The sequence below is a fragment of the Pseudomonas sp. TE4620 genome, from assembly GCF_056279045.1.
This window is the reverse complement of sequence record NZ_JBWBQO010000001.1, coordinates 2245081-2268762: the sequence shown is the minus strand read 5'-3', so window position 1 is coordinate 2268762 and position 23682 is coordinate 2245081. Positions and strand designations below refer to the sequence as shown.

Sequence of the window (23682 nt, the reverse complement as noted above, 5' to 3'; positions counted from 1 at the left end):
TGACCCCTTCGGTCATCTATGGGCAAAAGGACTGTCTAGCATGTCGATCCAGGCGCAGGTTTCCCCCCTCAATCAAAATGTCTCGTCCGCCGCTTTCACTGAAATCCCTACCAACGGCATCCTGAAACTTACCGAAAGCAGCGAAATCGCCCTCGACATCGATCCCGAGGCGGTTGCCAGCTATTCGAAAAGCGATGCCGACCTGGTGGTGCAGCTCAAGAACGGCGAGAGCGTCCGTATTGCCAATTTCTATGCCGAAGGCCAGCCACCCAGTGAGCTGTTCCTGGTCCATGAAGGCAAGCTGGTGGCGGTTAGCCTGCCGCCGGTTGCCGCAGAGGGCATCCTGGCGGCTACCTATGTCGCCCAGGAAAGCGCTGCAGGCTTTGACTCGCTGACCGCTGCCGGGGGCGCCGGTGCCGGTGCGACCGCAGGCGGCCTGGGGGTAGGGGGGATGCTGCTGGCGGGCGCGGCGGTGATTGGTGCGGGCGTTGCGGTGTCGAACAGTGGCGGTGGCGGCGGCGGTGGTGGCGGCGGCAGTGAAACCCCACCGGTGGATACCACCGCGCCGGGTGCAGCGACGGGGTTGCAGGTGGCCACCGACGGCAGTTCGGTGAGCGGCAAGGCCGAGCCGGGCGCTACCGTCGGCATCGACACTAACGGCGACGGCAAGCCTGATGCAACCGTGGTGGTCGGCGCCGATGGCAGCTTCCAGGTACCGTTGAACCCGCCACTGACCAACGGTGAAACGGTGACCGTGGTGGTCACCGACCCGTCCGGCAACAGCAGCCCGCCGACCCAGATCACCGCACCGGACACCATCCCACCGGCGCCGGCAAGCGATCTGCAAGTCTCCCCCGATGGTACCCTGGTCAGTGGCAAGGGTGAGCCGGGAGCCACGGCGGGCATCGACACCGATGGCGACGGCCATCCCGACATCACGGTGATCATCGGCCCTGACGGCAGCTTCCAGGTGCCGCTTAACCCACCGCTGAGCAATGGCCAGACGGTGACCGTGGTGATCACCGACCCGGCCGGCAACAGCAGCCCGCCAGCCCAGGCCAGCGCACCGGACACCACCGCCCCGGCGGCGCCCACGGATGTCGAAGTGGCGCCCGACGGCAGCAGCGTCAGCGGCAATGGCGAGCCCGGTGCCAGCGTTGGTGTCGACACCAATGGCGATGGCCAGCCGGATGTCACGGCGGTGATCGGCAGCGATGGCAGCTTCCAGGTGCCGCTTGATCCACCGCTGACCGATGGCCAGACCGTCACCGTGGTGGTCACTGACCCTGCCGGCAACAGCAGCCCGGGCGTCAACGTCCAGGCCCCCGATTACCCGGATGCACCCCAGGTCAATGCCAGCAATGGCAGCGAGCTGTCGGGTACTGCCGAGCCCGGCGTAACCCTGGTGATCACCGACGGTAATGGCAACCCGATCGGCCAGACGGTCGCCGACGGCAATGGCAACTGGAGCTTTACGCCAGGCACGGCGCTGGCCGATGGCACCGTGGTCACTGTGGTGGCCCAGGATGCCAGCGGCCACAGCAGCCCGCCGGCGTCGATCACCGTCGACGGCGTGGCGCCGGCTGCGCCGCAGATCAACCCGAGCAACGGTAGCGAGATCAGCGGTAGCGCCGAAGCCGGGGCGACCATCACCCTGACCGACGGCAGCGGCAACCCGATCGGCCAGGCCACTGCCGATGCCAACGGCAACTGGAGTTTTACCCCGGCCACGCCGTTGCCCGATGGCACCGTGGTCAATGCCGTGGCCCAGGATGCCGCCGGCAACATCAGTGGCCCGGCCAGCGTCACCGTCGATGGCGTAGCGCCTGGCGCACCGACGGTCAACCCGAGCAATGGCAGCGAGCTTAGCGGCAGCTCCGAGCCAGGCAGCACGGTGATCATCCGCGACGGTAACGGCAATCCCATCGGCCAGACCAGCGCCGATGGCAGTGGCAACTGGAGCTACACCCCCAGCACGCCAATTGCCGATGGCACCGTGGTCAGTGTGGTCAGCCAGGATGCGGCGGGCAACACCAGCGTGCCGGCAACGGTCAGCGTCGACGCTGTAGCGCCCGCGGCGCCAGTGGTCAACCCGAGCAATGGCGGTGTCATCAGCGGTACTGCCGAACCCGGTTCGACCGTCATCCTGACCGACGGCAGTGGTAACCCGATTGGTCAAACCAGCGCCGATGGCAGCGGCAACTGGAGTTTCACCCCGGGTAGCCCGTTACCCGACGGCACCGTGGTCAACGTCACCGCCACCGACGCCAGCGGCAACACCAGCGCCCCCGGCGGTACTGTCGTCGATGCCCAGGCACCGGCCGCACCGCAGGTCAATCCGAGCAATGGCGCGGTCATCAGCGGTACTGCCGAAGCCGGTGCCAAGGTCATTCTCAGCGACGGCAGTGGTAACCCCATTGGTGAAACCACTGCTGACGGCAGCGGCAACTGGAGCTTTACTCCGGGCGCCGCGTTGCCCGATGGCAGCGTGATCAATGCCGTGGCCCAGGACGCCGCCGGCAACAGCAGCGGCCCGGCCAGCGTCACTGTCGATGCAGTCGCGCCACTGGCGCCGACCATCAATCCGAGCAATGGCAGCAGCCTCAGTGGCACCGCCGAAGCCAACAGCAAGGTGATCATCAGCGATGGCAACGGCAACCCGATTGCCGAGGTGACCGCCGATGGCAGCGGTAACTGGAGTTACACCCCGGGCACGCCAATCGCCGATGGCACGGTAATCAATGTGCTCGCCCAGGACGCGGCAGGTAACAGTAGCCCGCCGGCGAGCGTAAGCGTCGACAGCTCGGCACCTGCGGCGCCGGTACTCAACCCGAGCAATGGTAGCGTCATCAGCGGCACCGCCGAAGCCGGCGCCACGGTGCTGCTCAAGGATGGCAGCGGCAACCCGATCGGCCAGGTCACGGCCGACGGCAGCGGCAACTGGAGCTTCACCCCGGGCAGCCCGTTGCCCAACGGTACGGTAGTGGTGGCCACGGCCACCGACCCGACCGGCAACACCGGTGCTCCAGCGGCGACCACGGTAGACAGCGTCGCTCCGGGCGCGCCGCTACTCAACCCGAGCAATGGCAGCGTCATCAGTGGTACCGCCGAAGCCGGCGCCACCGTCACCCTGACCGATGGCAGCGGCAACCCGATTGGCCAGGTGACCGCCGACGGCAGCGGCAACTGGAGCTTTACCCCGGGCAGCCCGCTGCCCAACGGCACCGTGGTCAATGCGGTGGCCACCGACCCGGCCGGTAACACCGGCGCACCGGCTTCTGCCGTAGTGGATGCCGTCGCGCCGCCGGCCCCGACGGTCAACCTGAGCAACGGCAACAGCCTGAGCGGCACCGCCGAAGCCAACAGCAAAGTCATTCTCACCGACGGCAGCGGCAACCCGATCGCCGAAGTCTTTGCCGACGGCAGCGGCAACTGGACCTACACCCCGGGTTCGGCGCTGGCCGATGGCACCGTGGTCAACGTTGTCGCCCAGGATGCTGCCGGCAACCTCAGCGCACCGGCCAGCGTCACCGTCGACAGCTCGGCGCCTGCGGCCCCGGTCATCAACCCGAGCAATGGCGCCACCATCAGCGGCACCGCCGAAGCCGGTGCCACGGTTGTCCTCAAGGATGGCAGCGGCAACCCGATTGGCCAGGTGACCGCCGATGGCAGCGGCAACTGGAGCTTCACCCCGGGCAGCCCGCTGGCCAACGGTACCGTGGTGATTGCCACCGCCACCGATCCGACTGGCAACACGGGCCTGCAGGCCGCCACCACCGTGGACAGCGTTGCCCCGGACGCACCGGTCATCAATCCGAGCAATGGCAGCACCATCAGCGGCACTGCCGAAGCGGGGGCCAGGATCATCATCACCGATGGTGGTGGCAATCCGATCGGCCAGACCACCGCCGACGGCAGCGGCAACTGGACGTTCACGCCTGCTGCGCCATTGGTCAACGGCGTGGTGATCAATGCCGTTGCCCAGGACCCGGCCGGCAATACCAGCGGCCCGGGCACCACCACGGTGGATGCCGTGCCGCCGCCAGCGCCGGCGGTCAACCCAAGCAACGGTAATACCCTCAACGGCACCGCCGAGGCCAACAGCACCGTTACCCTGACCGACGGCAGCGGCAACCCGATCGGCCAGACCACCGCCGATGGCAGCGGCAACTGGACGTTCACCCCCGGTGCGCAACTGCCCAACGGCACCGTGGTCAATGTCACCGCCACCGACGCGGCCGGCAACACCGGCGCGCCCGCTAGCACTATCGTAGATACCTCGTTGCCGTCGATCCCGCAGATCGACCCCAGCAACGGTTCGGTCATCAGCGGCAGCGCCGATGCCGGCAACACCCTCATCATCACCGACGGCAACGGCAACCCGATCGGCCAGGTGACGGCCGACGGCAGCGGCAACTGGAGCTTCACCCCCGGTGTGCCGCTGCCGGACGGCACCGTGATCAATGTCGTGGCGCGCAACCCCAGCGGGGTCGACAGTGCGGCGGCGGTTGCCACGATTGATGGCGTTGCGCCCGCGGCGCCGCTGGTCGAGCCGAGCAACGGCGCCGAGATCAGCGGTACTGCCGAAGCCGGCGCGACCATCCTGCTCACCGATGGCGGCGGCAACCCGATTGGCCAGACCAGCGCCGATGGCAGTGGCAACTGGAGCTTCACCCCGGCCAGCCCGTTGCCCAACGGCACGGTGATCAACGCCGTGGCCCAGGATGCTGCCGGCAACAGCAGTGGCCCGGGCAGCACCACGGTGGATGCCGTGGCGCCTGCCGCGCCGGTGATCAACCCGAGCAATGGCGCGGTCATCAGCGGTACCGCCGAAATTGGCGCCAAGGTCATCCTTACCGATGGCAGCGGCAATCCGATTGGCCAGGTAACGGCCGACGGCAGCGGCAACTGGACGTTCACCCCAGGCAGCCCCTTGCCCAATGGCACGGTAATCAATGCCGTGGCCCAGGACGCGGCCGGCAACACCAGCAGCCCGGTCAGCACTACCATTGACGCGGTGGCCCCGGCTGCGCCGGTGATCGACCCGAGTAACGGCGCGGTCATCGTCGGCACTGCTGAAGCCGGTGCCAAGGTTATCCTCACCGACGGCAGCGGCAACCCGATTGGCCAGGTGACGGCCGATGGCAGCGGCAACTGGAGCTACACCCCGGGCTCGCCACTTGCCAACGGCACGGTGGTCAATGCCGTAGCCCAGGACGCTGCCGGCAACACCAGTCTGCAAGGCAGCACCACGGTCGACGCCGTGGCCCCCGGCGCACCGGTCGTCAACCCGAGCAATGGTGCAGTCATCAGCGGAACCGCCGAGGCGGGTGCCACGGTCATCCTTACTGACGGCGGCGGCAACCCGATTGGCCAGGTTACAGCCGATGGCAGTGGTAGCTGGAGCTTCACCCCGGCCAGCCCGCTGCCCAATGGCACTGTGGTCAATGCCGTGGCCCAGGATGCTGCCGGCAACAGCAGTGGCCCGGGCAGTACCACGGTGGATGCCGTGGCGCCTGCGGTGCCGGTGGTCAACGTCAGTAACGGCGTGGTCATCAGCGGCAGCGCCGAAATCGGCGCCAAGGTCGTTCTGACCGATGGCAGTGGCAACCCGATTGGTGAAACCACCGCCGATGGCAGCGGTAACTGGAGCTTCGTGCCAGGCACGCCGCTGCCCGATGGCACCGTGGTCAACGCCGTGGCCGAGGACGCCGCAGGCAACAGCAGCGGCCCGGCCAGCACCACGGTGGATGCCGTGGCACCGGCAACACCGGTGATCAATGCCAGCAACGGGGCAGTTGTTGTCGGTACTGCCGAAGCCAATGCCACGGTGATCCTCACCGATGGCAGCGGCAACCCGATCGGTCAGACCAGCGCCGATGGCAGCGGCAACTGGAGCTACACACCACTGCCGCCGTTGGCCAATGGCACGGTGGTCAACGCCGTCGCCCAGGACGCCGCCGGCAACAACAGCGGCCCGGCCAGTACGGTGGTTGATGCCGTGGCGCCCGGCGCGCCGGTGGTCAATCCGAGCAATGGTACAGCGATCAGCGGCACCGCCGAAGCGGGTGCCAAGGTCATCCTTACCGACGGCAGCGGCAGCCCGATTGGTCAAACCACTGCCGATGGCAGTGGTAACTGGAGCTTCACCCCGGCCAGCCCGTTGCCCAATGGCACCGTGGTCAATGCCGTGGCCCAGGACGCTGCCGGCAACGGCAGCGGCCCGGCCAGCACCACGGTGGATGCCGTGGCGCCTGCCGCGCCGGTGATCAACCCGAGCAATGGTGCGGTGATCACCGGCACCGCGGAAATCGGCGCCAAGGTCATTCTTACCGATGGCAGCGGCAATCCGATTGGTCAAACCACCGCTGATGGCAGCGGCAACTGGAGCTTTGTTCCGGGCTCGCCATTGGCCAATGGCACGCTGATCAATGCCGTGGCCCAGGATGCTGCCGGCAACAATAGCGGCCCGGTCAGTACCACGGTTGACGCCGTGGCGCCGGCCGCACCGGTAATCGAGCCGAGCAACGGCGCGATCATTGTCGGTACCGCCGAAGCCGGCGCCAAGGTCATTCTCACCGACGGCAGCGGTAACCCGATCGGTCAAACCACTGCTGATGGCAGCGGCAACTGGAGCTTCACCCCAGGCGTGCCACTTGCCAACGGCACCGTGATCAATGCGCTGGCCCAGGATGCCGCTGGCAACAGCAGCGGGCCGGTCAGCACTACCATTGACGCGGTGGCGCCTGGCGCACCGGTGATCAACCCGAGCAGTGGCGCGATCATCAGCGGTACCGCCGAGATCGGTGCCAAGGTCATCCTTACTGACGGCAGCGGCAACCCGATCGGTCAAACCACTGCTGATGGCAGCGGCAACTGGAGCTTCACCCCCGGCGCGCCACTTGCCAACGGCACGGTGGTCAATGCCGTGGCCCAGGACGCCGCCGGCAACAACAGCGGCCCGGCCAGCACCACAGTGGATTCCGTGGCGCCTGCCGCACCGGTGATCAACCCGAGCAACGGCGCGGTCATCAGCGGTACTGCCGAAATCGGCGCCAAGGTCATCCTTACCAATGGCGGCGGCAACCCGATTGGTGAGACCACCGCCGATGGCAGCGGCAACTGGAGCTTCACTCCAGCCAGCCCGCTGGCCAACGGCACCGTGGTCAATGCCGTGGCAGAGGACGCCGCCGGCAATGACAGCGGGCCGGCAACCACTACGGTCGACAGCGTGGCACCGGGCGCGCCGGTGCTGAGCATCAGTGCCGACGGCGCGTTGCTCACCGGTACCGCCGAGGCCAACAGCCAGGTGCGCATCGTGGTCAACGGCGACAGCGCCAACCCGATCACGGTCAACGTCGATGGCAGCGGCAACTTCAGCCTGCCGTTCGCACCACCACTGATTACCGGCGAGCTGCTGTCGGCGGTGGCGGTGGATGCGGCCGGCAACGTCAGCGGCCCGGGCAGCGTCATTGCCCCGGATCTGGCGCCGCCAACCATCAGCGTGCCGGAAGCCGCCGATACCTGGATCAACGCCGCCGAAATCAGCGATGGCATCCAGGTCAACGTGAGCGTGCGGCCGACCATGCAGGCCGGCCAGGTGGTCACCGTCAAGTTCGCCGGCCAGAACGGCTATGAAGCCGAGGTCAGCCATACCCTGACGGCCGGTGATATCAGCGCTGGCAGCGTGACCCTGACCCTGACCCCGCCAGGCGGGCAGGGGCCGTTCCCGCAGGGCGCCTCGACCGTCACGGCCGACATCAACGGCGGCGCCGCCTCGACGCCGGCACCGTTCACCATCGACACCGTGCCGCCGGCCACCCCGGTGCTGTCGCTGGTCGGCAACCTGCTGACCATCTCTGCCGAACCTGGCACTGAGCTGACCGTCAACCTGACCGTCGGCGGGGTAGTCGCCACGGTAACGGTAACCGCCGACAACAGCGGGCTGGCGTCGCTGAACCTGCTCACTGACCTTGACATCGACTTCAGCTGGGACCAACTGCTTAGTGCCCAGGTCTCGGTGGTCGGCCGCGACCCGGCCGGCAACCCGAGCAACGTCGCCAGCATCGGCATTGGCGCCAGCATCGAGCAGCCGGTGACCATCGGCGGCTTCGGGGTTGATGTCAGCCTCAACCCGCTGAACCCCAGGTTTGGCTTCAGCGGTACCACCGAGGCCGGTTCCAGCCTGGTGATTCGCGTCATCACCCCGGTGCTGAACGTCGAACTGCTGCCAATCAACGCCGATGGCACTGGGCACTTTGCTCTGAATCTGCTGAGCCCGAGCGTCCTCACCCAGTTGGGGCTGAACATTACCGACATCCTCAACCTTGGCTCGCAGATCTCCTTCAACGTTGTCTCAACCGATGGTCAGGGCAACGACAGCGCCGCCTATGGCATCACCCTGGTGCCCAACGGCCTGTCGCTGAACATTGGCCAGATCGACGTCAACGGCACCGCCGGCGACGACGTGATGGCGGGGGCCAACGGCAGCTCCGAGCATATCAATGGCGGGGCCGGCAGCGACCTGATCTTCAACGTCGGCACCGGCGATCATGTGGTGGCGGGTGACGGCAACGACACCATCCAGATCACCGCCACCAACTTTGTCAGCATCGACGGCGGGGCGGGCTTCGATACCCTGTTGTTCGCCAACGGCATCGACCTGGACTACAACTCGGTGGGGGTCGGCACGCTGAGCAATATCGAGCGTATCGACCTGGGCAAGGGCGATTCGGGCAGCGTGCTGACCCTGACCGCAGCGGAGGTCAACGCCATTACCGATGCCAACAACACCCTGCAGATCACCGGTGAAAGCAACGACACCCTGAACGTGGTCGGGGCGGTGAACACCGGGACCAGCCAGGCGATCAACGGCGTCAACTACGACGTCTACACCTTTGGCGCCAACATCTTGCTGGTCGAGGACAATACGGTTCAGGTTGTCGTGTGATGGCAGCGCGCATGCAGTACGCGCGCAAGGGACGGCGGCAAGCGCAAGTGGCTCTGTGGCTGCTGGCGCTGGGCCTGCCGATGGTTGCGCCAGCCATGCCACTGGACCAGGCGGTCCGGGCAGGGCTGGCGATTCACCCTGAGGTGCGCTCGGCGATGGCCGAAGCCGATCGCGCCGGAACAGAAGTGGAGATTGCCAAAGGCGGCTACTACCCGTCGGTGTCGGTGTCTGGCGGGCCGCAGGAGTTCGATTTTGGCGATGTGGTCTACGACCTGACCGCCTCGCAGATGCTCTATGACTGGGGCCGGGTCAACAGCAAGGTCGACAGCGCCAGCGCCACCCAGCGCAAACTGTCGCAGGCGTTACTGGTGGCCCGCGACGATGCCGCGCTGGATATCGTCGAGACCTACCTGGATGTACTGGCGGCCGAGCGCCGGGTCGAGGCGGTGCGCGAGCACCTGCAGCGCCTCGGTGGCATCCGCCAGATGACCGAAGACCGTGGCGGCGACGGCTATGCCGACCGCAGCGAGCTGGACCGCGCCAACCTTGAACTGGCACGGGCCCAGGAGCAACTGGCGCTGGAGAAGGGCAACCTGCAGGATGCCCGCAACCAGTACGCCCTGCTGGTTGGCCAGGAACCCGATGCCCTCAGCGACCCCGAGCCGCTGTCGCTCAAGCGCTACCTGGCCTCAAGCGACCTGACCCGGGTGATCCACGACGCGCCCTTGCAACGCAAGGCGCTGGAAGACGCCAACGTTGCTGAAGCCCAGGTTCGCGAAGCCAAGGCGTCGTTGCTGCCGCAACTGAATATCGAAGCCACAGCCTTGCGCCGGGAAGTCGGCGGGCATCCGGAAAGCGACTCGGTGGTGGCCCTGCGCTTGCGCATGGACACCTTCCAGGGCCTGTCCAACTTCCGCCGCCCGACCGCCGCGCAGCAACGCCTGGAGTCGGCGCGCTTTACCGCCGATGCCATGCAGCGCGACATCCGCCGCCAATTGCAGACCTTGTTCGACAACAGCGAAACCCTGGGTTGGCGGGAGAAGTCGCTGCAGCAGCAGGTCACCGAGTCGGCGCAGGTCAGCGAGCTGTACCGCGAGCAGTTCGAGGTGGGCCGGCGCGATGTGATCGACCTGCTCAACGTCCAGCGTGAACGCTTCGAGGCCGAGCGGCAACTGATCAACCTGCACATCGAACGCAAACGCATCGAGTACCGGGCGGCCGCACAGGTCGGCTTGTTGGGCCCACTGGTGGAGAATCGCTTGAATGGAAGCTGACAACAGGATTGCCGACAACGTCGTGGTGCTCAACCACGACCCTCTCAACGATCCGCTGCGCGAGGGCTTGCTGTTGCTGTGCCGGCAATTGGGGCGGCCGCTGGGCGATGCCGAGCTGGTCGACGGCTTGCCGTTGGAGCACGGCCGCCTGCCGCTGCGCATGGTCGCCCGGGCTTTGCGCCGCGCCGATATCACCGCGCGGGTCGACCAACTGCCGCTGGCGCAGATGGACAACTACCTGCTGCCCGCGCTGTTGCTGCTTAACGACGGGCGCAGCCTGGTGCTGGTCAAGCTCGACGCTGAGCACGCTCAGGTGCTGGTACCGCAGAGCGATGGCGGCGGCGAGCGTTTGCCCCTGGCTGAACTGGCGGCGCTGTACAGCGGCACGGCGGTGTTCGCCAAGTGCCGGTTTCGCGCCGACGAGCGGGTAGGGGATTACGCCAGGGCGGTGCCCGAGCACTGGTTTTTCGGCCCGCTGAAAAAGCTCTGGCGTTCTTACGCCGAAGTGGCCGCCGCCGCCCTGGTGGCCAACGTCCTGGCGATTGCCTCGGCGCTGTTCGCCATGCAGGTATATGACCGCGTGGTGCCCAACGCCGCCTTCGACACCCTGTGGATTCTGGCCAGCGGCGTGGCCCTGGCGATTGTCCTCGACGGCGTGCTGCGGATCATGCGCGGGCATTTGCTCAACGTGCTGGGCAAGCGCCTCGACCTGCAGCTCTCCAGCCTGTTGTTCTCGCGGGTGCTGAGCACGCGGATCGCCGCCAAGCCTGCGTCCATGGGCGCCTTCAGCACCCAGGTGCGCGAGTTCGAGTCGGTGCGCGAGTTCTTTACCTCATCCAGCGCCGCGCTGATCAGCGACTTGCCGTTCGTGCTGATCTTTTTGTTGATCATTGCCCTGATCGGCGGCCAGGTGGTCTGGGTTCCGATCGTCGCCTGTGTGCTGATGGTACTGCCGGGGCTGCTGACCCAGCGCCTGCTGGGTAATCTGTCGCGGCAGAACCTGCGCGAAGGGGCGATGAAAAACGGCGTGCTGCTGGAAGCCTTCGAGCACCTGGAAACGGTCAAGGCCACCCGCGCCGAAGGCCGTTGCCTGCAGCAGTGGGAAACCCTGACCGGCGAGCTTTCAAGCACGGCAATGAAAACCCACGCCCTGGCCTCGAGCCTGAGCTACGCCTCGAGCATCGTCCAGCAATTGTGCTATGTCGGCGTGGTGGTGTTCGGTGTCTACCGCATCAGCGAAGGGGCGATGACCGTCGGTGCCCTGGTGGCCTGTTCGATCCTCGCCTCGCGAGCCATCGCGCCGCTGTCCCAGGCGGCTGGCATTCTCGGGCGCTGGCAGCACACCAAGGTGGCCATGGAAGGCCTCGACCAGTTGATGGCCGCCGAGCAGGAGCGGCCCCAGGGCAAGCGCTTCGTGCACAAGCCGCACCTGCACGGGCACTTTCGCCTTGAAGGCGTGCGCCTGAGCCACGGTGACAGCCCACCGGTGGTGGACATTCAGGCACTGACCATCCAGGCCGGCGAGCGGGTAGCGCTGCTGGGCGGCAACGGCGCCGGCAAGTCGACCCTGCTGCGCCTGCTCAGCGGCTTGCTCGATGCCCAGGCCGGGCGCCTGCTGCTCGATGACGTCGCCCTCAGCCAGATCGACCCGGCCGACCGCCAGCGCGGTATTGGCTACCTGCCCCAGGAGGTGGCGTTGTTCCAGGGCAGCCTGCGCGACAACCTCAACCTCGAAAGCGCCGCCCTGAGCGATGACGAATTGCTGGAAACCCTCGACGGCGTCGGCCTCGGCGCTTTCGTGCGCAGCCATTCGCTGGGCCTGGACATGCCGCTGCAGGGCAACGCCAGTTTGTCTGGCGGCCAGCGCCAGGCCGTGGGCCTGGCCCGGGTACTGCTGCAGGACCCGCCAATACTGCTGCTCGACGAACCCACCGCAGCCTTCGACCAGAGCAGCGAAAAACAGGTGATCGACTACCTGCAGCAATGGCTGGGCAAACGCACCCTGATCATCACCACGCACAAAAAAAGCATGCTTGCCCTGGTCGAGCGTGCGGTGGTGCTGCGCCAGGGCCGGGTGATCATGGATGGGCCGCTGGACCAGGTGGTGCAGGGCAGTCAGGTACAGGCCCCACAGGCCGCAGGAGGTGCACATGGACTCTGAGCGCAAGGCGGCGAAACTGCGCCGCGAGCTGGCCGACCCGCTGCTGGCGGTGACCCACCCGGTGTACCGGCCGCTGTTGTGGCTGTTGCTGGCCTGCATCCTCATCGCTATCGCCTGGGCGGCCTGGGCCGAGCTCGACGAGGTCACCCGTGGCGATGGTCGGGTGGTGCCGTACAGCCGCATCCAGAAGATCCAGAGCCTGGAAGGCGGCATCCTCGACCGCCTGCTGGTCAAGGAGGGCGACCTGGTGGAGGTTGGCCAGCCGCTGGTGCGCCTGGATGAAACGCGCTTTCTGACCAACGTCCAGGAGTCGACCAACCAGGCCGACGGCCTGCGCGCGGCGATCGCCCGTCTGGATGCCGAGGTGCTGGGCAAGGAACGCATCGAGTTCGGCCCCGGGGTCGACCCCGACAGCCCGTTGGCGCGCTCCGAGCGCGAGCTGTTCAAGTCGCGGCGCGGCAAGTTGCTGGAAAACACCCGCTCGATCCAGGCGCAGATCCGCCTGGCCCAGAGCCAGCTCGACCTGGTGCGCCCGCTGGTGGCCAAGCGCGCGGTCAGCCAGATGGAGGCATTGAAACTCAGCCAGGACATCGCCACCCTCAACGGCAAGCTCACCGAGCTGAAGAACACCTACTTCCAGGACGCCTACACCGAGCGCTCGCAGCGCAAGGCCGACCTCAGCGCCCTGGAGCCGATCATCCAGCAACGCCAGGACCAGTTGCGCCGCACCGAGATCCTGTCGCCGGTGCGCGGGCGGGTCAACACCGTGCTGATCAACACCCGCGGCGGGGTGATCCAGCCGGGCGAGGCGATCATGGAGGTGATCCCGGTAGAAGAGCGCCTGCTGGTCGAGGCGCGAATCAAGCCGCGGGACGTGGCCTTCCTGGTGCCGGGCATGCCGGCCAAGGTCAAGATCACCGCCTACGACTTCTCCATCTATGGCGACCTCAAGGGCACCCTGGAGCAGATCAGCGCCGACACCATCGAGGAAGACACCCCGCGCGGCAAAGAGTCGTACTACCAGGTGCTGATCAAAACCGACGGCAGCCAGCTGAAGAAGGGCGATGAGGTGCTGCCGATCATCCCCGGCATGGTTGCCGAGGTGGATATCCTCAGCGGCAAGCGCACAGTGCTCAATTATCTGATCAGGCCGCTGGTCAAAGCGCGCCTTTACTAGGCTCTGTATGAAAACCTTTGAAATGTCGTAGAGGCCTCTGGGGGCCTGATTTTCCGTAGAGTTCTCGCCTTTTAGGCGAAGGATTCTGCCATGCCCAAGCGATACGAACTTTCCGATGCTGATTGGGAAATAGTCGCTGATCTTTTTACTGCACATCGGCGCACTGGGCGCCCAAGAGCTAATGATCGCTTGATGCTCAATGGTGTGTTGTGGGTACTTTGCTCCGGCGCAGCATGGCGAGACATGCCTGAGCGATTCGGCCCCTGGTCCTCGGTTTATCACCGCTTTCGAGACTGGCGTACCCAGGGCACCTTCAACAAGATGCTCAAGCGCCTGCACGTCAAACTCAACGCTCAAGGCCTGATCAATCTGGACACCTGGTGCATTGACTCGACGGCAGTCAAAGCGACCCGGGCCTCATCTGGAGCAGGCCAAAAAGGGGAGCGGAAGAACCAGCGGACCACGCACTCGGGAGAAGCCGGGGTGGGCTGACAACGAAAATTCACATGGTCTGCGACGCTCGAGGTGTACCACTGCACTTCATCCTTTCTGGCGGACAAGCCAGCGATCCGAAACCCAGTTTACCGAACGGCTGTTCGGCTGGTTGAAGGAACATCGCCGCCTGGCGACACGCTACTGCAAGCTCGCGAAAAGCTATGCGGCGATGGTCACATTGGCCTGCTGGCAGCGATGTCTACGACATTACTTTTCGTACAGTGCCTAGCCGAATCGCTTGGTTATTTCAAGGTAGAATTCAAGTACTAAGTTATTGTCACCCCCATCCACGATTTGATAATTGAAGTTAGGATATTCAAAGTCATTCGGATTTTCATCTGGGCGTCGCCGCCACTTCAATGCATTCCGGTTGTTGTTCAGGATTTTAATGGAGCCAGCGGTATCCGGGAGTTGATCGCCGGTTACGATATTTCCATCGTATGATATCTCAAAGAATGTGGTTGGGTCAGTGGATGAAACTTTGTTCCAGGCCCCGACCATGTCTAGAGTGGGGCCGCTTTCACCCACGCCCATTGTGTAGCCTTCGAAGGCACCTGAGTCAATGATGATTCTGTACTTGTTGTTAGTGTATTGATGTTCAAATCTAAGTTCGACAGGGGTGGTGTCCCGATAGTTTAGATTTAGCCAGTCATCATTGACCACCTTGTATTTCACGTTGTTGTAAAAATCCACCTCTCGTACAAACTTTGAAAGTGTAACGGGGATGCGGCTATGGTGGTTGCTATCAACCTTGCCGTATAAGCGGGCAATAAATGACTTGGCCATGGTGTGCTCCTTTGGACGGGACGTCTCTTGCTCAAGTTTTTCTTCCTTGGGCGTAGAAATAATTAAGCTTTTTCGGGGGTGGCGCTACTGATAAAACTACTAGTTTTTTATAACGTTTTCTTGCGTGTGTGTTTTTTTTAAAAACCGTTTTTAGTTGTTTTGCAGGCATGCCATCGGGCACAAGTTGAAGTCAAAACGCCCATCATTAGGCTCTGTACGAAATCCCGAGAAACCCAATCGGCGTCCCTCGTAGGCTGAAACTTTGTAGAGTTTCCAGCCATCTACGGAAAGAAATTCTGTGATGGCAAAGCGTTACGAACTCTCGGATGAGGCTTGGACCGTGGTTGCTGATCTCTTCACCGAAACCCATGGCCGGGGACGGCCCCGCCTGAGCGACCGCCTGATGCTCGATGGCGTGCTCTGGGTGCTCTGCTCAGGTGCTGCGTGGCGAGATATGCCGGAGCGCTTTGGCCCTTGGTCAACGGTGTATCAACGGTTTCCCTATTGGACGAGGTCAGCATTCCATCGAACCAACGTGGCCGCCCGCGTAAGCGCTGTAAATGGTTGCTTGCCGACAAGGGCTACGACGCCGAAGCACTACGTCGCTATGGTCTCGCTGGCTTGTTCCATGCGGTGTTTGCGACATCTCTGTTCGTACAGAACCTAGCTAGCTGGTTCCTGTGGGAACCGGCCTTGCCGGCGAAGGGCTGCAACGCAGCCCTTAGTTTTTTACTCTCCAACAACCACAAAAATCATAATTTCGCCTTTCTTCGCGCTCTCCCAGAATGCGACCTACACCCTCCCACGGCCACCCGCGTGGGACAACTCAGTAGGGCGCAGACATGACAACCAATAAAACCAAGATCGATACGCTCGTAGTGGGCGCCGGGCAAGCCGGCGTGGCCATGAGTGAACACCTGAGCCGCCTGGGCGTGCCGCACCTGGTGCTGGAGCGCAACCGTATCGCCGAAGCCTGGCGCACCGGTCGCTGGGATTCGCTGGTGGCCAATGGGCCGGCCTGGCACGACCGCTTCCCGGGCCTGGAGTTCGACGGCCTCGACCCGGACGCCTTCGCTGGTAAAGACCAGGTGGCCGATTACTTCGAAGCCTACGCGCGCAAATTCAACGCACCGATCCGCACTGGCGTCGAAGTTACCCAGGTGCTGCGCAACAGCGATCGTCCGGGGTTCACCGTGCACACCAGCGATGGCGTGATCGAGGCCCAGCAGGTGGTAGTTGCCACCGGCCCGTTCCAGCGCCCGGTGATCCCGCCGATTGCGCCGAAGCAGTCGAACGTATTGCAGATGCACTCGGCCGCCTACCGCAACCCGCAGCAGTTGCCTGAAGGCGCGGTGCTGGTGGTTGGCGCCGGCTCATCGGGGGTGCAGATCGCCGATGAACTGCAGCGTGCCGGCAAGCAGGTGTACCTCTCGGTCGGCGCCCACGACCGGCCGCCGCGGGCCTACCGCAACCGTGACTTCTGCTGGTGGCTGGGGGTGCTCGGCGAGTGGGATGCCGAGACCATGCAGCCGGGCAAGGAGCACGTGACTATCGCCGTCAGCGGTGCCCGCGGCGGCCACACCGTGGATTTTCGCCGCCTGGCCCAACAAGGCATGACCCTGGTCGGCCTGACCAAGGGTTTCGACAACGGCGTGGTCAGCTTTGAAGCCAACCTGGCCGAAAACATCGCCCGCGGCGACGAGAACTACCTGGCGCTGCTCGATGCCGCCGACGCCTACATTGCCCGCAATGGCCTGGACCTGCCGCAAGAGCCCCAAGCGCGGGAAATTCTCCCTGATCCGCAATGCCTGACCCAACCGTTGCTGGAACTCGACCTGGCCAAGGCCGGGGTCGGCACCATCATCTGGGCCACCGGTTATTCGGTGGACTACAGCTGGCTGCAGGTCGACGCCTTCAAGGACAACGGCAAGCCCCGGCACCAGCGCGGCGTGTCCAGCGAGCCAGGGGTGTACTTCGTCGGCCTGCCTTGGCTGTCGCGGCGCGGCTCGGCGTTTATCTGGGGGGTGTGGCACGACGCCAAGCACATCGCCGATCACATCGCCAAACAGCGCACCTACCTCAATTACCGCGACGCTTCGCAGCGCCAGGCCGAACAGCAAGCGTCCAGCCAACCAGCCAGCCTCATGGGAGCCCGTTGATGCCTACTCATACCCGTATTCGCATGTTCAACACCAAAGACACCTACCCCAACCAGACCCTGGACAACGACCTGTGCCAGGCCGTGCGTGCCGGCAACACCGTGTATGTGCGCGGCCAGGTGGGTACCGACTTCAATGGCCAGCTGGTCGGCCTGGGTGACCCGCGGGCGCAAGCCGAGCAGGCCATGCGCAACGTCAAGCAACTGCTGGAGGAGGCCGGCAGCGACCTCAGCCATATCGTCAAGACCACCACCTACCTGATCGACCCGCGCTACCGCGAGCCGGTGTACCAGGAAGTCGGTAAATGGCTCAAGGGCGTGTTCCCGATCTCCACCGGCCTGGTGGTCAGCGCCCTCGGCCAGCCGCAGTGGCTGATGGAAATCGACGTGATCGCGGTCATCCCCGAATAAGGAGCGTGCCATGACCTTCTCCATCGTTGGCCGCTGCGCCGAAACCGGCCAGCTGGGCATTGCCATCAGCTCTTCAAGCATCGCCGTCGGTGCTCGCTGCCCGTGGCTGCGCACAGGCGTCGGTGCGGTGTCGAGCCAGAACATCACCTTGCCGGCCCTCGGCCCGCAGATCCTCGATGGCCTGGACGAAGGCCTGGCGCCGCACCAGGCCCTGGACCGCGCCTTGACCCGCAACGGCTACAGCCAGTACCGCCAGGTGGCAGTGGTCGATGCCCAGGGCCGCACCGCGGTGTTCAGCGGCAATCATGCGCTGGGCATTAACCATGCCGTGGCCGGCGAACAATGCGTGGCCGCCGGCAACCTGCTGGCCAACAGCGCGGTGATCGAGCGCATGGTTGAGGCCTTCGAGCGCAGCGAAGGCTGCCTGGCCGTGCGTTTGCTGACCGCTCTGCAGGCCGGCCAGGACGCCGGCGGCGAAGCCGGGGCGGTGCATTCGGCGGCGCTGTCGGTGGTCGGCGAGCTGGTCTGGCCGATCGTTGACCTGCGCGTCGACTGGGCTGAGGACAACCCCATCGGCGAATTGGGCAAGCTCTGGAACGCCTATGAGCCGCAGTTGCAGGACTACCTGACCCGCGCCCTCAACCCGACCCTGGCGCCAAGCTACGGAGTGCCGGGCGATGAGTGAGCTGCGCAGCCGTGCATTGTTGGCCAGGCTGATCGGCTTTGCCACGGTCAGCCGCGATTCGAACCTGGCCTTGATCGAGTTCGTCCGCGACTACCTGCACGGCCTGGGTGTGAGCTGCGAGCTGATCTACAACACGCAGCGGACCAAGGCCAACCTGCTGGCCAGCATTGGCCCGGCAGTGGCGGGCGGTGTGGTGCTGTCGGGCCATACCGATGTGGTGCCGGTGGACGGCCAGGCGTGGACAGTCGAGCCGTTCAGCCTCACCGAGCGCGACGGCAAGCTGTACGGCCGCGGCGCCGCCGACATGAAAGGCTACCTGGCTTCGGTACTGGCGGCGGTGCCGGTGTTTCTTAAAAGCCCGCTGCGCCGGCCGGTGCACCTGGCGTTCTCGTATGACGAGGAGGTCGGCTGCCTGGGCGTACGCAGCCTGCTCGAGGTGCTGCCCCAGCGCATCGCGCAACCGGCCTTGTGCCTGATTGGCGAGCCGACCGAGCTCAAACCGGTGCTTGGCCACAAGGGCAAGCTGGCCATGCGTTGCCATGTACACGGCGCGCCGTGCCATTCGGCCTATGCGCCGTATGGCGTCAACGCCATCGAGCAGGCGGCGCGGCTGATCGCTCGCCTGGGCGAGATCGGCCAGCGCCTGGCCGCGCCGCAGCATCACGATCAACGCTTTGACCCGGCGTTTTCCACCGTGCAGGTCGGGCTGATCCAGGGCGGTACGGCGCTGAACATCGTCCCGGCCGATTGCCGCTTCGACTTTGAGGTGCGTGCCTTGCCGGCGTTCGAACCGCAGGCGGTGGTGGACGAGCTGCACACCTACGCGCAGCACACCCTGCTGCCGGCCATGCAGGCGGTCAAGGCTGACACGGCGATCCGCTTCGAAGCGATCTCGGCCTACCCGGGCCTGGCCACCGCACCGCAAAGCGCCGCAGCGCAACTGGTGGCGCAACTGTGCGGCAGCGATGCCTTCAGCACCGTGGCCTTTGGCACTGAAGGCGGCCTGTTCGATGAGGCTGGAATCCCGGCGGTGGTGTGCGGGCCGGGCAGCATGGAGCAGGGTCACAAGCCGGATGAATTTGTCAGCGTCGAGCAGATGGCGGCCTGTGACCGCCTGATGGATCGCCTGGCCGAATACCTCTCCAACAACGGATAACAACAAGGAGTCTGCAGTGAACGATTTCAACCAGTGGACCAGCCTGGCGCAACAGCAGCGCCTGATCGACAGCGCATTTATTCAAGGCGGGGCCTGTCAGGCCGCAAGTGGGGCGCGATTCGAGGTGATCAACCCGGCCACCGGCACATTGCTGGCCAAGGTCGCCGCTTGCGGCCAGGCCGAGGTTGACCTGGCGGTGCGCAGCGCCCGCCAGGCCTTCGAACAAGGCCCCTGGGCAAAGATGGCGCCCGGCGAGCGCAAGGCCGTGCTATTGCGCCTGGCGCAGTTGATGCTCGAGCACCGCGCCGAACTGGCCTTGCTCGACTCGCTGAGCATGGGCAAGCCGGTGATGGATGCCTGGAACATCGACGTGCCCGGCGCGGCGCATGTGTTCGCCTGGTACGGCGAAAGCCTCGACAAGCTCTATGACCAGGTGGCGCCGACCGCCAGCAATGCCCTGGCGACCATCACCCGCGTGCCGCTGGGGGTGATCGGGGCGGTGGTGCCGTGGAATTTCCCGCTGGACATGGCCGCCTGGAAACTCGCCCCGGCGTTGGCCGCCGGTAACAGCGTGGTGCTCAAGCCCGCCGAGCAGTCGCCGTTCTCGGCGCTGCGCCTGGCAGAGCTTGCGATTGAAGCGGGCCTGCCCAAGGGCGTGCTCAACGTGGTGCCGGGGCTGGGCGAGGAGGCCGGTCGCGCCCTGGGCCTGCACATGGACGTCGATGCCCTGGTGTTTACCGGCTCCACCGAAGTCGGCAAGTACTTCATGCAATACGCCGCGCAGTCGAACCTCAAGCAGGTGTGGCTGGAATGCGGCGGCAAGAGCCCGAACCTGGTGTTCGCCGATTGCCAGGACCTGGACCTGGCGGCCGAGAAAGCCGCGTTCGGCATCTTCTTCAACCAGGGCGAAGTCTGCTCGGCCAACTCGCGCCTGCTGCTGCAACGTTCGATCGCCGACGCGTTCATCGAGCGGCTGATCGTCAAGGCGCGCCAGTGGCTGCCGGGCAACCCGCTGAACCCGGCAAGCCGCGCCGGGGCCATTGTCGACAGCCGCCAGGCGCAGCGGATCATGCACTACATCGAGCAGGCCCAGGCTGAAGGCGCGCAACTGGTGTGTGGTGGTCGACAGCTGAGTTTCGACGGTTCGAGCAACTTCATCGAGCCGACGATTTTTACCGGCGTCACCGCCGACATGACCCTGGCCCGCGAAGAAGTGTTCGGCCCGGTGCTGGCGGTCAGCGTGTTCGATGACGAAGACCAGGCGGTGGCCATGGCCAACGATCACATCTATGGCCTGGCGGCGTCGCTGTGGACCGACGACCTCAACCGCGCCCACCGCGTCGCACGGCGGCTGAATGCCGGCACGGTGTCGGTCAATACCGTCGATGCCCTGGACGTCTGCGTGCCCTTTGGCGGCGGCAAGCAGTCGGGCTTTGGCCGCGACCTGTCGTTGCATTCGTTCGATAAGTACACGCAGTTGAAAACGACCTGGATTCAGCTACGCGGCTGATGGCCTGTGGGAGCGGGCTTGACCCGCGATGAGGCCAGCACAGGCAACACCTAATAACAACAATTCGGAGCACCCGATGAACAGCAATGCAAGCGTGCAAACCGGCGCCCTGGCGCCGCCTGCAAGTCGCAAGAAACTCGGCCTTACCGCGCTGCTGGCGGTGGCCATCGGCCTGGTGGTGTCCCAGGGCGTCATGGTGCTGATGCTGCAAGGCGTCGGCATCGCCGGCCTGGGCTTTATCGTGCCGCTGGGTCTGGCTTACCTGCTGGCCCTGAGTTACGCCTGTTCGTTCTCGGAACTGGCGCTGATGATCCCCCGCGCCGGCAGCCTGAGCAGCTACACCGAAGTCGCCATCGGCCAGTTCCCGGCGATCCTCGCGACCTTTTCCGGCTATATCGTGGTGGCGATGTTCGCGCTGTCGGCCGAGCTGTTGCTGATGGAGTTCATCATCGACAAGGTCTACCCACACTCGATGCCACCGCTTACCGTGGCCCTGGGTGTACTGGCGCTGTTCACTGTGCTCAACCTGTTCAACATCGACATCTTCGCCCGCCTGCAAACCGTGCTGGCGATGGTGATGACCGTGGTGCTGCTGGTGATGGGCCTGAGCGCGATGAACAGCGACATCGTCGCGCCCAACCCGGCGCTGTTCGACAGCGCCCACTGGAACCCGTTGGGCCTGGGGGTGATCGCCCTGACCGCGATGGCGGTGTGGGGCTTTGTCGGCGCCGAGTTCGTCTGCCCGCTGGTAGAAGAAACCCGCCGCCCGGAGCGCAACATCCCGGGCTCGATGATGCTCGGCCTGACCATCATCTTCGTGATCATCTGCCTGTACGGCCTGGGCGCCTTGCTCACCGTGCCGCAGGCGGAGCTGGCCAGCAACGGCCTGCCGCATTACCTGTTCGCCACCACGGTGTTCGGGGAGGCCGGCAAAGTGTTTTTGGTTACCGCCGCGATCACCGCCACCTGCAGCACCCTCAACAGTTCGCTGGCGGCGATCCCGCGCATGCTTTATGGCATGGCCCGCAACGGCCAGGCCTTCGGCGTGTTCAAGCGCCAGGGCAAGCGCACCGGCGCGCCCTGGGTGGCGGTGCTGTTCATTGCCGCGGTCACCGGCCTGCCATTGCTGCTGATGCACGACCATGCCGATGCCATCAATCAGCTGCTGTTGTCGGCCGCCCTGGCCTGGCTGCTGGCCTACATCATCACCCACGTCAACGTCATTGCCCTGCGCCGGCGCTACCCGCAGGTGGCGCGGCCGTTCCGCACGCCGTTCTACCCGCTGCCGCAGCTGTTTGGCATCGCCGGCATGCTGTTTGCGATCTGGAACGTCTCGCCCAGCCCGGACATGACCTTTTCGATTTTTGCCTACGCAGGCCTGGTGCTGCTGATCGTCTCGATCATCGCCGTGCTGTGGATCAAGGGCGTGATGGGCAAGCCACTGTTCAAGCCCGAGCCGCTGGCAAGCGTGCTGGGCACTCAAACCGATAAAGACCCGCAAGGAGATTCGCAATGACCGCTCACGTCAAACCTGCCCGTAGCACCGGCGATTACCAGGCAGCGGATGCCGCGCACCACATTCATGCCTTTCTCGACCAGAAGGCGCTGAACGCCGAAGGCCCGCGGGTGATCGTCCGTGGCGAAGGCCTGGCATTGTGGGACAACGATGGCAAGCGCTACCTGGACGGCATGTCGGGGCTGTGGTGCACCAACCTCGGCTATGGCCGCAAGGACCTGGCCGCAGCCGCCAGCCAGCAGCTGGAGCAACTGCCGTACTACAACATGTTCTTCCACACCACCCACCCGGCGGTGGTCGAGCTCTCGGAGCTGCTGTTCAGCCTGCTGCCGGCGCACTACAGCCACGCGATCTACACCAACTCCGGCTCTGAAGCCAACGAGGTGCTGATCCGTACCGTGCGCCGCTACTGGCAGATCCTCGGCAAGGCGCAGAAGAAGATCATGATCGGCCGCTGGAACGGCTACCACGGCTCGACCCTGGGCGCCACGGCGCTGGGCGGGATGAAGTTCATGCACGACATGGGCGGGGTGATCCCCGATGTTGCGCACATTGACGAGCCGTACTGGTTTGCCCACGAGGGCGACCTGACCCCGGCCGAATTCGGCCTGCGCGCGGCGCGCCAACTGGAAGAGAAGATCCTCGAACTTGGCGCCGACAACGTCGCCGCGTTTGTTGCCGAACCCTTCCAGGGCGCCGGCGGCATGATCTTCCCGCCAGAAAGCTACTGGCCAGAAATCCAGCGCATCTGCCGGCAGTACGACGTGCTGCTGTGCGCCGATGAAGTCATCGGCGGCTTTGGCCGCACCGGCGAGTGGTTCGCCCACCAGCATTTTGGTTTCGAGCCCGACACCCTGTCGATCGCCAAGGGCCTGACCAGCGGCTACATCCCCATGGGCGGCCTGATTCTGTCCAAGCGCATGGCCGAGGTGCTGGTGGAGCAGGGCGGGGTATTCGCCCACGGCCTGACCTATTCCGGTCACCCGGTGGCGGCAGCGGTAGCAATTGCCAACCTCAAGGCGCTGCGCGACGAAGGCATCGTCAGCCGCGTCAAGCACGAGACCGGCCCCTACCTGCAGCGTTGCCTGCGCGAAGTGTTCGGCAACCACCCGCTGATTGGCGAGGTGCAGGGCGCAGGCCTGGTTGCGGCCTTGCAGTTCGCCGAAGACAAGGCCAGCCGCAAGCGCTTTGCCAACGAAAACGACATGGCCTGGCGTTGCCGCACCCTCGGCTTTGAAGAGGGCCTGATCATTCGCTCGACCCTGGGCCGGATGATCATGGCCCCGGCCCTGGTGGCCAGCCACGCCGACATCGATGAACTGGTCGACAAGACCCGTACCGCTGTAGACCGTACCGCCCGCGAATTCGGTCGCCTGTAAACCCAAAAGTGGCCGGCGCGCGCG

General features: G+C 65.0%; 12 protein-coding genes and 2 pseudogenes. 13 read left to right on the top strand and 1 reads right to left on the bottom strand.

Annotation, left to right across the window (positions count from 1 at the left end; all coding sequences use genetic code 11):
* Positions 1–40: 40 nt before the first annotated feature.
* From ACZ9A3_RS10670 to ACZ9A3_RS10650, 5 genes and pseudogenes are all read left to right on the top strand, one after another.
* Positions 41–8950, top strand: a complete 8910-nt coding sequence (locus ACZ9A3_RS10670; protein WP_476252556.1) for an Ig-like domain-containing protein — start codon at positions 41–43, stop codon at positions 8948–8950.
* Complete coding sequence (locus tag ACZ9A3_RS10665) at positions 8950–10224, top strand: TolC family protein (RefSeq protein WP_195884101.1); 1275 nt, start codon at positions 8950–8952, stop codon at positions 10222–10224. Before ACZ9A3_RS10670 ends, ACZ9A3_RS10665 begins: the two co-directional genes overlap by 1 nt.
* On the top strand, positions 10214–12385 hold the full coding sequence (locus ACZ9A3_RS10660) for a type I secretion system permease/ATPase (protein WP_401293564.1): 2172 nt from the start codon (positions 10214–10216) through the stop codon (positions 12383–12385). Before ACZ9A3_RS10665 ends, ACZ9A3_RS10660 begins: the two co-directional genes overlap by 11 nt.
* Positions 12375–13562 carry a beta-barrel domain-containing protein gene (locus ACZ9A3_RS10655; RefSeq protein WP_093382819.1) on the top strand — a complete coding sequence of 396 codons (1188 nt, stop codon included), beginning with the start codon at positions 12375–12377 and terminating at the stop codon, positions 13560–13562. Before ACZ9A3_RS10660 ends, ACZ9A3_RS10655 begins: the two co-directional genes overlap by 11 nt.
* Before the next feature lie 90 nt (positions 13563–13652).
* Positions 13653–14286: pseudogene (locus tag ACZ9A3_RS10650) on the top strand (IS5 family transposase).
* On the opposite strand, the gene ACZ9A3_RS10645 reads toward ACZ9A3_RS10650, so the two are convergent.
* Complete coding sequence (locus ACZ9A3_RS10645) at positions 14283–14843, bottom strand: hypothetical protein (RefSeq protein ID WP_258597762.1); 561 nt, start codon at positions 14841–14843, stop codon at positions 14283–14285. The pseudogene ACZ9A3_RS10650 and the gene ACZ9A3_RS10645 sit on opposite strands and share 4 nt — an antisense overlap.
* 301 nt (positions 14844–15144) lie before the next feature.
* Between ACZ9A3_RS10645 and ACZ9A3_RS10640 the strand changes: the two are divergent.
* The 8 genes and pseudogenes from ACZ9A3_RS10640 to ACZ9A3_RS10605 all read left to right on the top strand — a co-directional run.
* Positions 15145–15351: pseudogene (locus tag ACZ9A3_RS10640) on the top strand (transposase); the annotation flags it as partial.
* 334 nt (positions 15352–15685) lie between these two features.
* Complete coding sequence (locus tag ACZ9A3_RS10635; protein ID WP_093382829.1) at positions 15686–17002, top strand: flavin-containing monooxygenase; 1317 nt, start codon at positions 15686–15688, stop codon at positions 17000–17002.
* On the top strand, positions 17002–17412 hold the full coding sequence (locus ACZ9A3_RS10630) for a RidA family protein (protein ID WP_003201555.1): 411 nt from the start codon (positions 17002–17004) through the stop codon (positions 17410–17412). Before ACZ9A3_RS10635 ends, ACZ9A3_RS10630 begins: the two co-directional genes overlap by 1 nt.
* A 10-nt stretch (positions 17413–17422) precedes the next feature.
* Entirely contained in the window at positions 17423–18097 is a 675-nt protein-coding gene (locus ACZ9A3_RS10625) for a DUF1028 domain-containing protein (protein WP_476252555.1), read from the top strand.
* Positions 18090–19253 carry an acetylornithine deacetylase gene (gene argE, locus ACZ9A3_RS10620; protein WP_258597757.1) on the top strand — a complete coding sequence of 388 codons (1164 nt, stop codon included), beginning with the start codon at positions 18090–18092 and terminating at the stop codon, positions 19251–19253. Before ACZ9A3_RS10625 ends, argE begins: the two co-directional genes overlap by 8 nt.
* A 16-nt stretch (positions 19254–19269) precedes the next feature.
* The gene (locus ACZ9A3_RS10615) at positions 19270–20763 is read left to right on the top strand and encodes an aldehyde dehydrogenase (protein WP_408980943.1); all 1494 of its coding nucleotides are present in this window, start codon (positions 19270–19272) and stop codon (positions 20761–20763) included.
* Positions 20764–20839: 76 nt separating this feature from the next.
* On the top strand, positions 20840–22279 hold the full coding sequence (locus ACZ9A3_RS10610) for an APC family permease (protein ID WP_476252554.1): 1440 nt from the start codon (positions 20840–20842) through the stop codon (positions 22277–22279).
* Positions 22276–23658, top strand: coding sequence for an aspartate aminotransferase family protein (locus tag ACZ9A3_RS10605; protein WP_093382857.1), 1383 nt, complete (start codon positions 22276–22278; stop codon positions 23656–23658). The genes ACZ9A3_RS10610 and ACZ9A3_RS10605 overlap by 4 nt, the downstream gene beginning before the upstream one ends.
* The last annotated feature ends 24 nt before the right edge of the window (positions 23659–23682 follow it).

Excerpts from the sequence above, each read along its gene's own strand:
- ACZ9A3_RS10670 (WP_476252556.1), top strand. The coding sequence starts at position 41 with ATGTCGATCCAGGCGCAGGTTTCCCCCCTCAATCAAAATGTCTCGTCC.
- ACZ9A3_RS10665 (WP_195884101.1), top strand. The coding sequence starts at position 8,950 with ATGGCAGCGCGCATGCAGTACGCGCGCAAGGGACGGCGGCAAGCGCAA.
- ACZ9A3_RS10660 (WP_401293564.1), top strand. The coding sequence starts at position 10,214 with ATGGAAGCTGACAACAGGATTGCCGACAACGTCGTGGTGCTCAACCAC.
- ACZ9A3_RS10655 (WP_093382819.1), top strand. The coding sequence starts at position 12,375 with ATGGACTCTGAGCGCAAGGCGGCGAAACTGCGCCGCGAGCTGGCCGAC.
- ACZ9A3_RS10645 (WP_258597762.1), bottom strand. The coding sequence starts at position 14,843 with ATGGCCAAGTCATTTATTGCCCGCTTATACGGCAAGGTTGATAGCAAC.
- ACZ9A3_RS10635 (WP_093382829.1), top strand. The coding sequence starts at position 15,686 with ATGACAACCAATAAAACCAAGATCGATACGCTCGTAGTGGGCGCCGGG.
- ACZ9A3_RS10630 (WP_003201555.1), top strand. The coding sequence starts at position 17,002 with ATGCCTACTCATACCCGTATTCGCATGTTCAACACCAAAGACACCTAC.
- ACZ9A3_RS10625 (WP_476252555.1), top strand. The coding sequence starts at position 17,423 with ATGACCTTCTCCATCGTTGGCCGCTGCGCCGAAACCGGCCAGCTGGGC.
- argE (WP_258597757.1), top strand. The coding sequence starts at position 18,090 with ATGAGTGAGCTGCGCAGCCGTGCATTGTTGGCCAGGCTGATCGGCTTT.
- ACZ9A3_RS10610 (WP_476252554.1), top strand. The coding sequence starts at position 20,840 with ATGAACAGCAATGCAAGCGTGCAAACCGGCGCCCTGGCGCCGCCTGCA.
- ACZ9A3_RS10605 (WP_093382857.1), top strand. The coding sequence starts at position 22,276 with ATGACCGCTCACGTCAAACCTGCCCGTAGCACCGGCGATTACCAGGCA.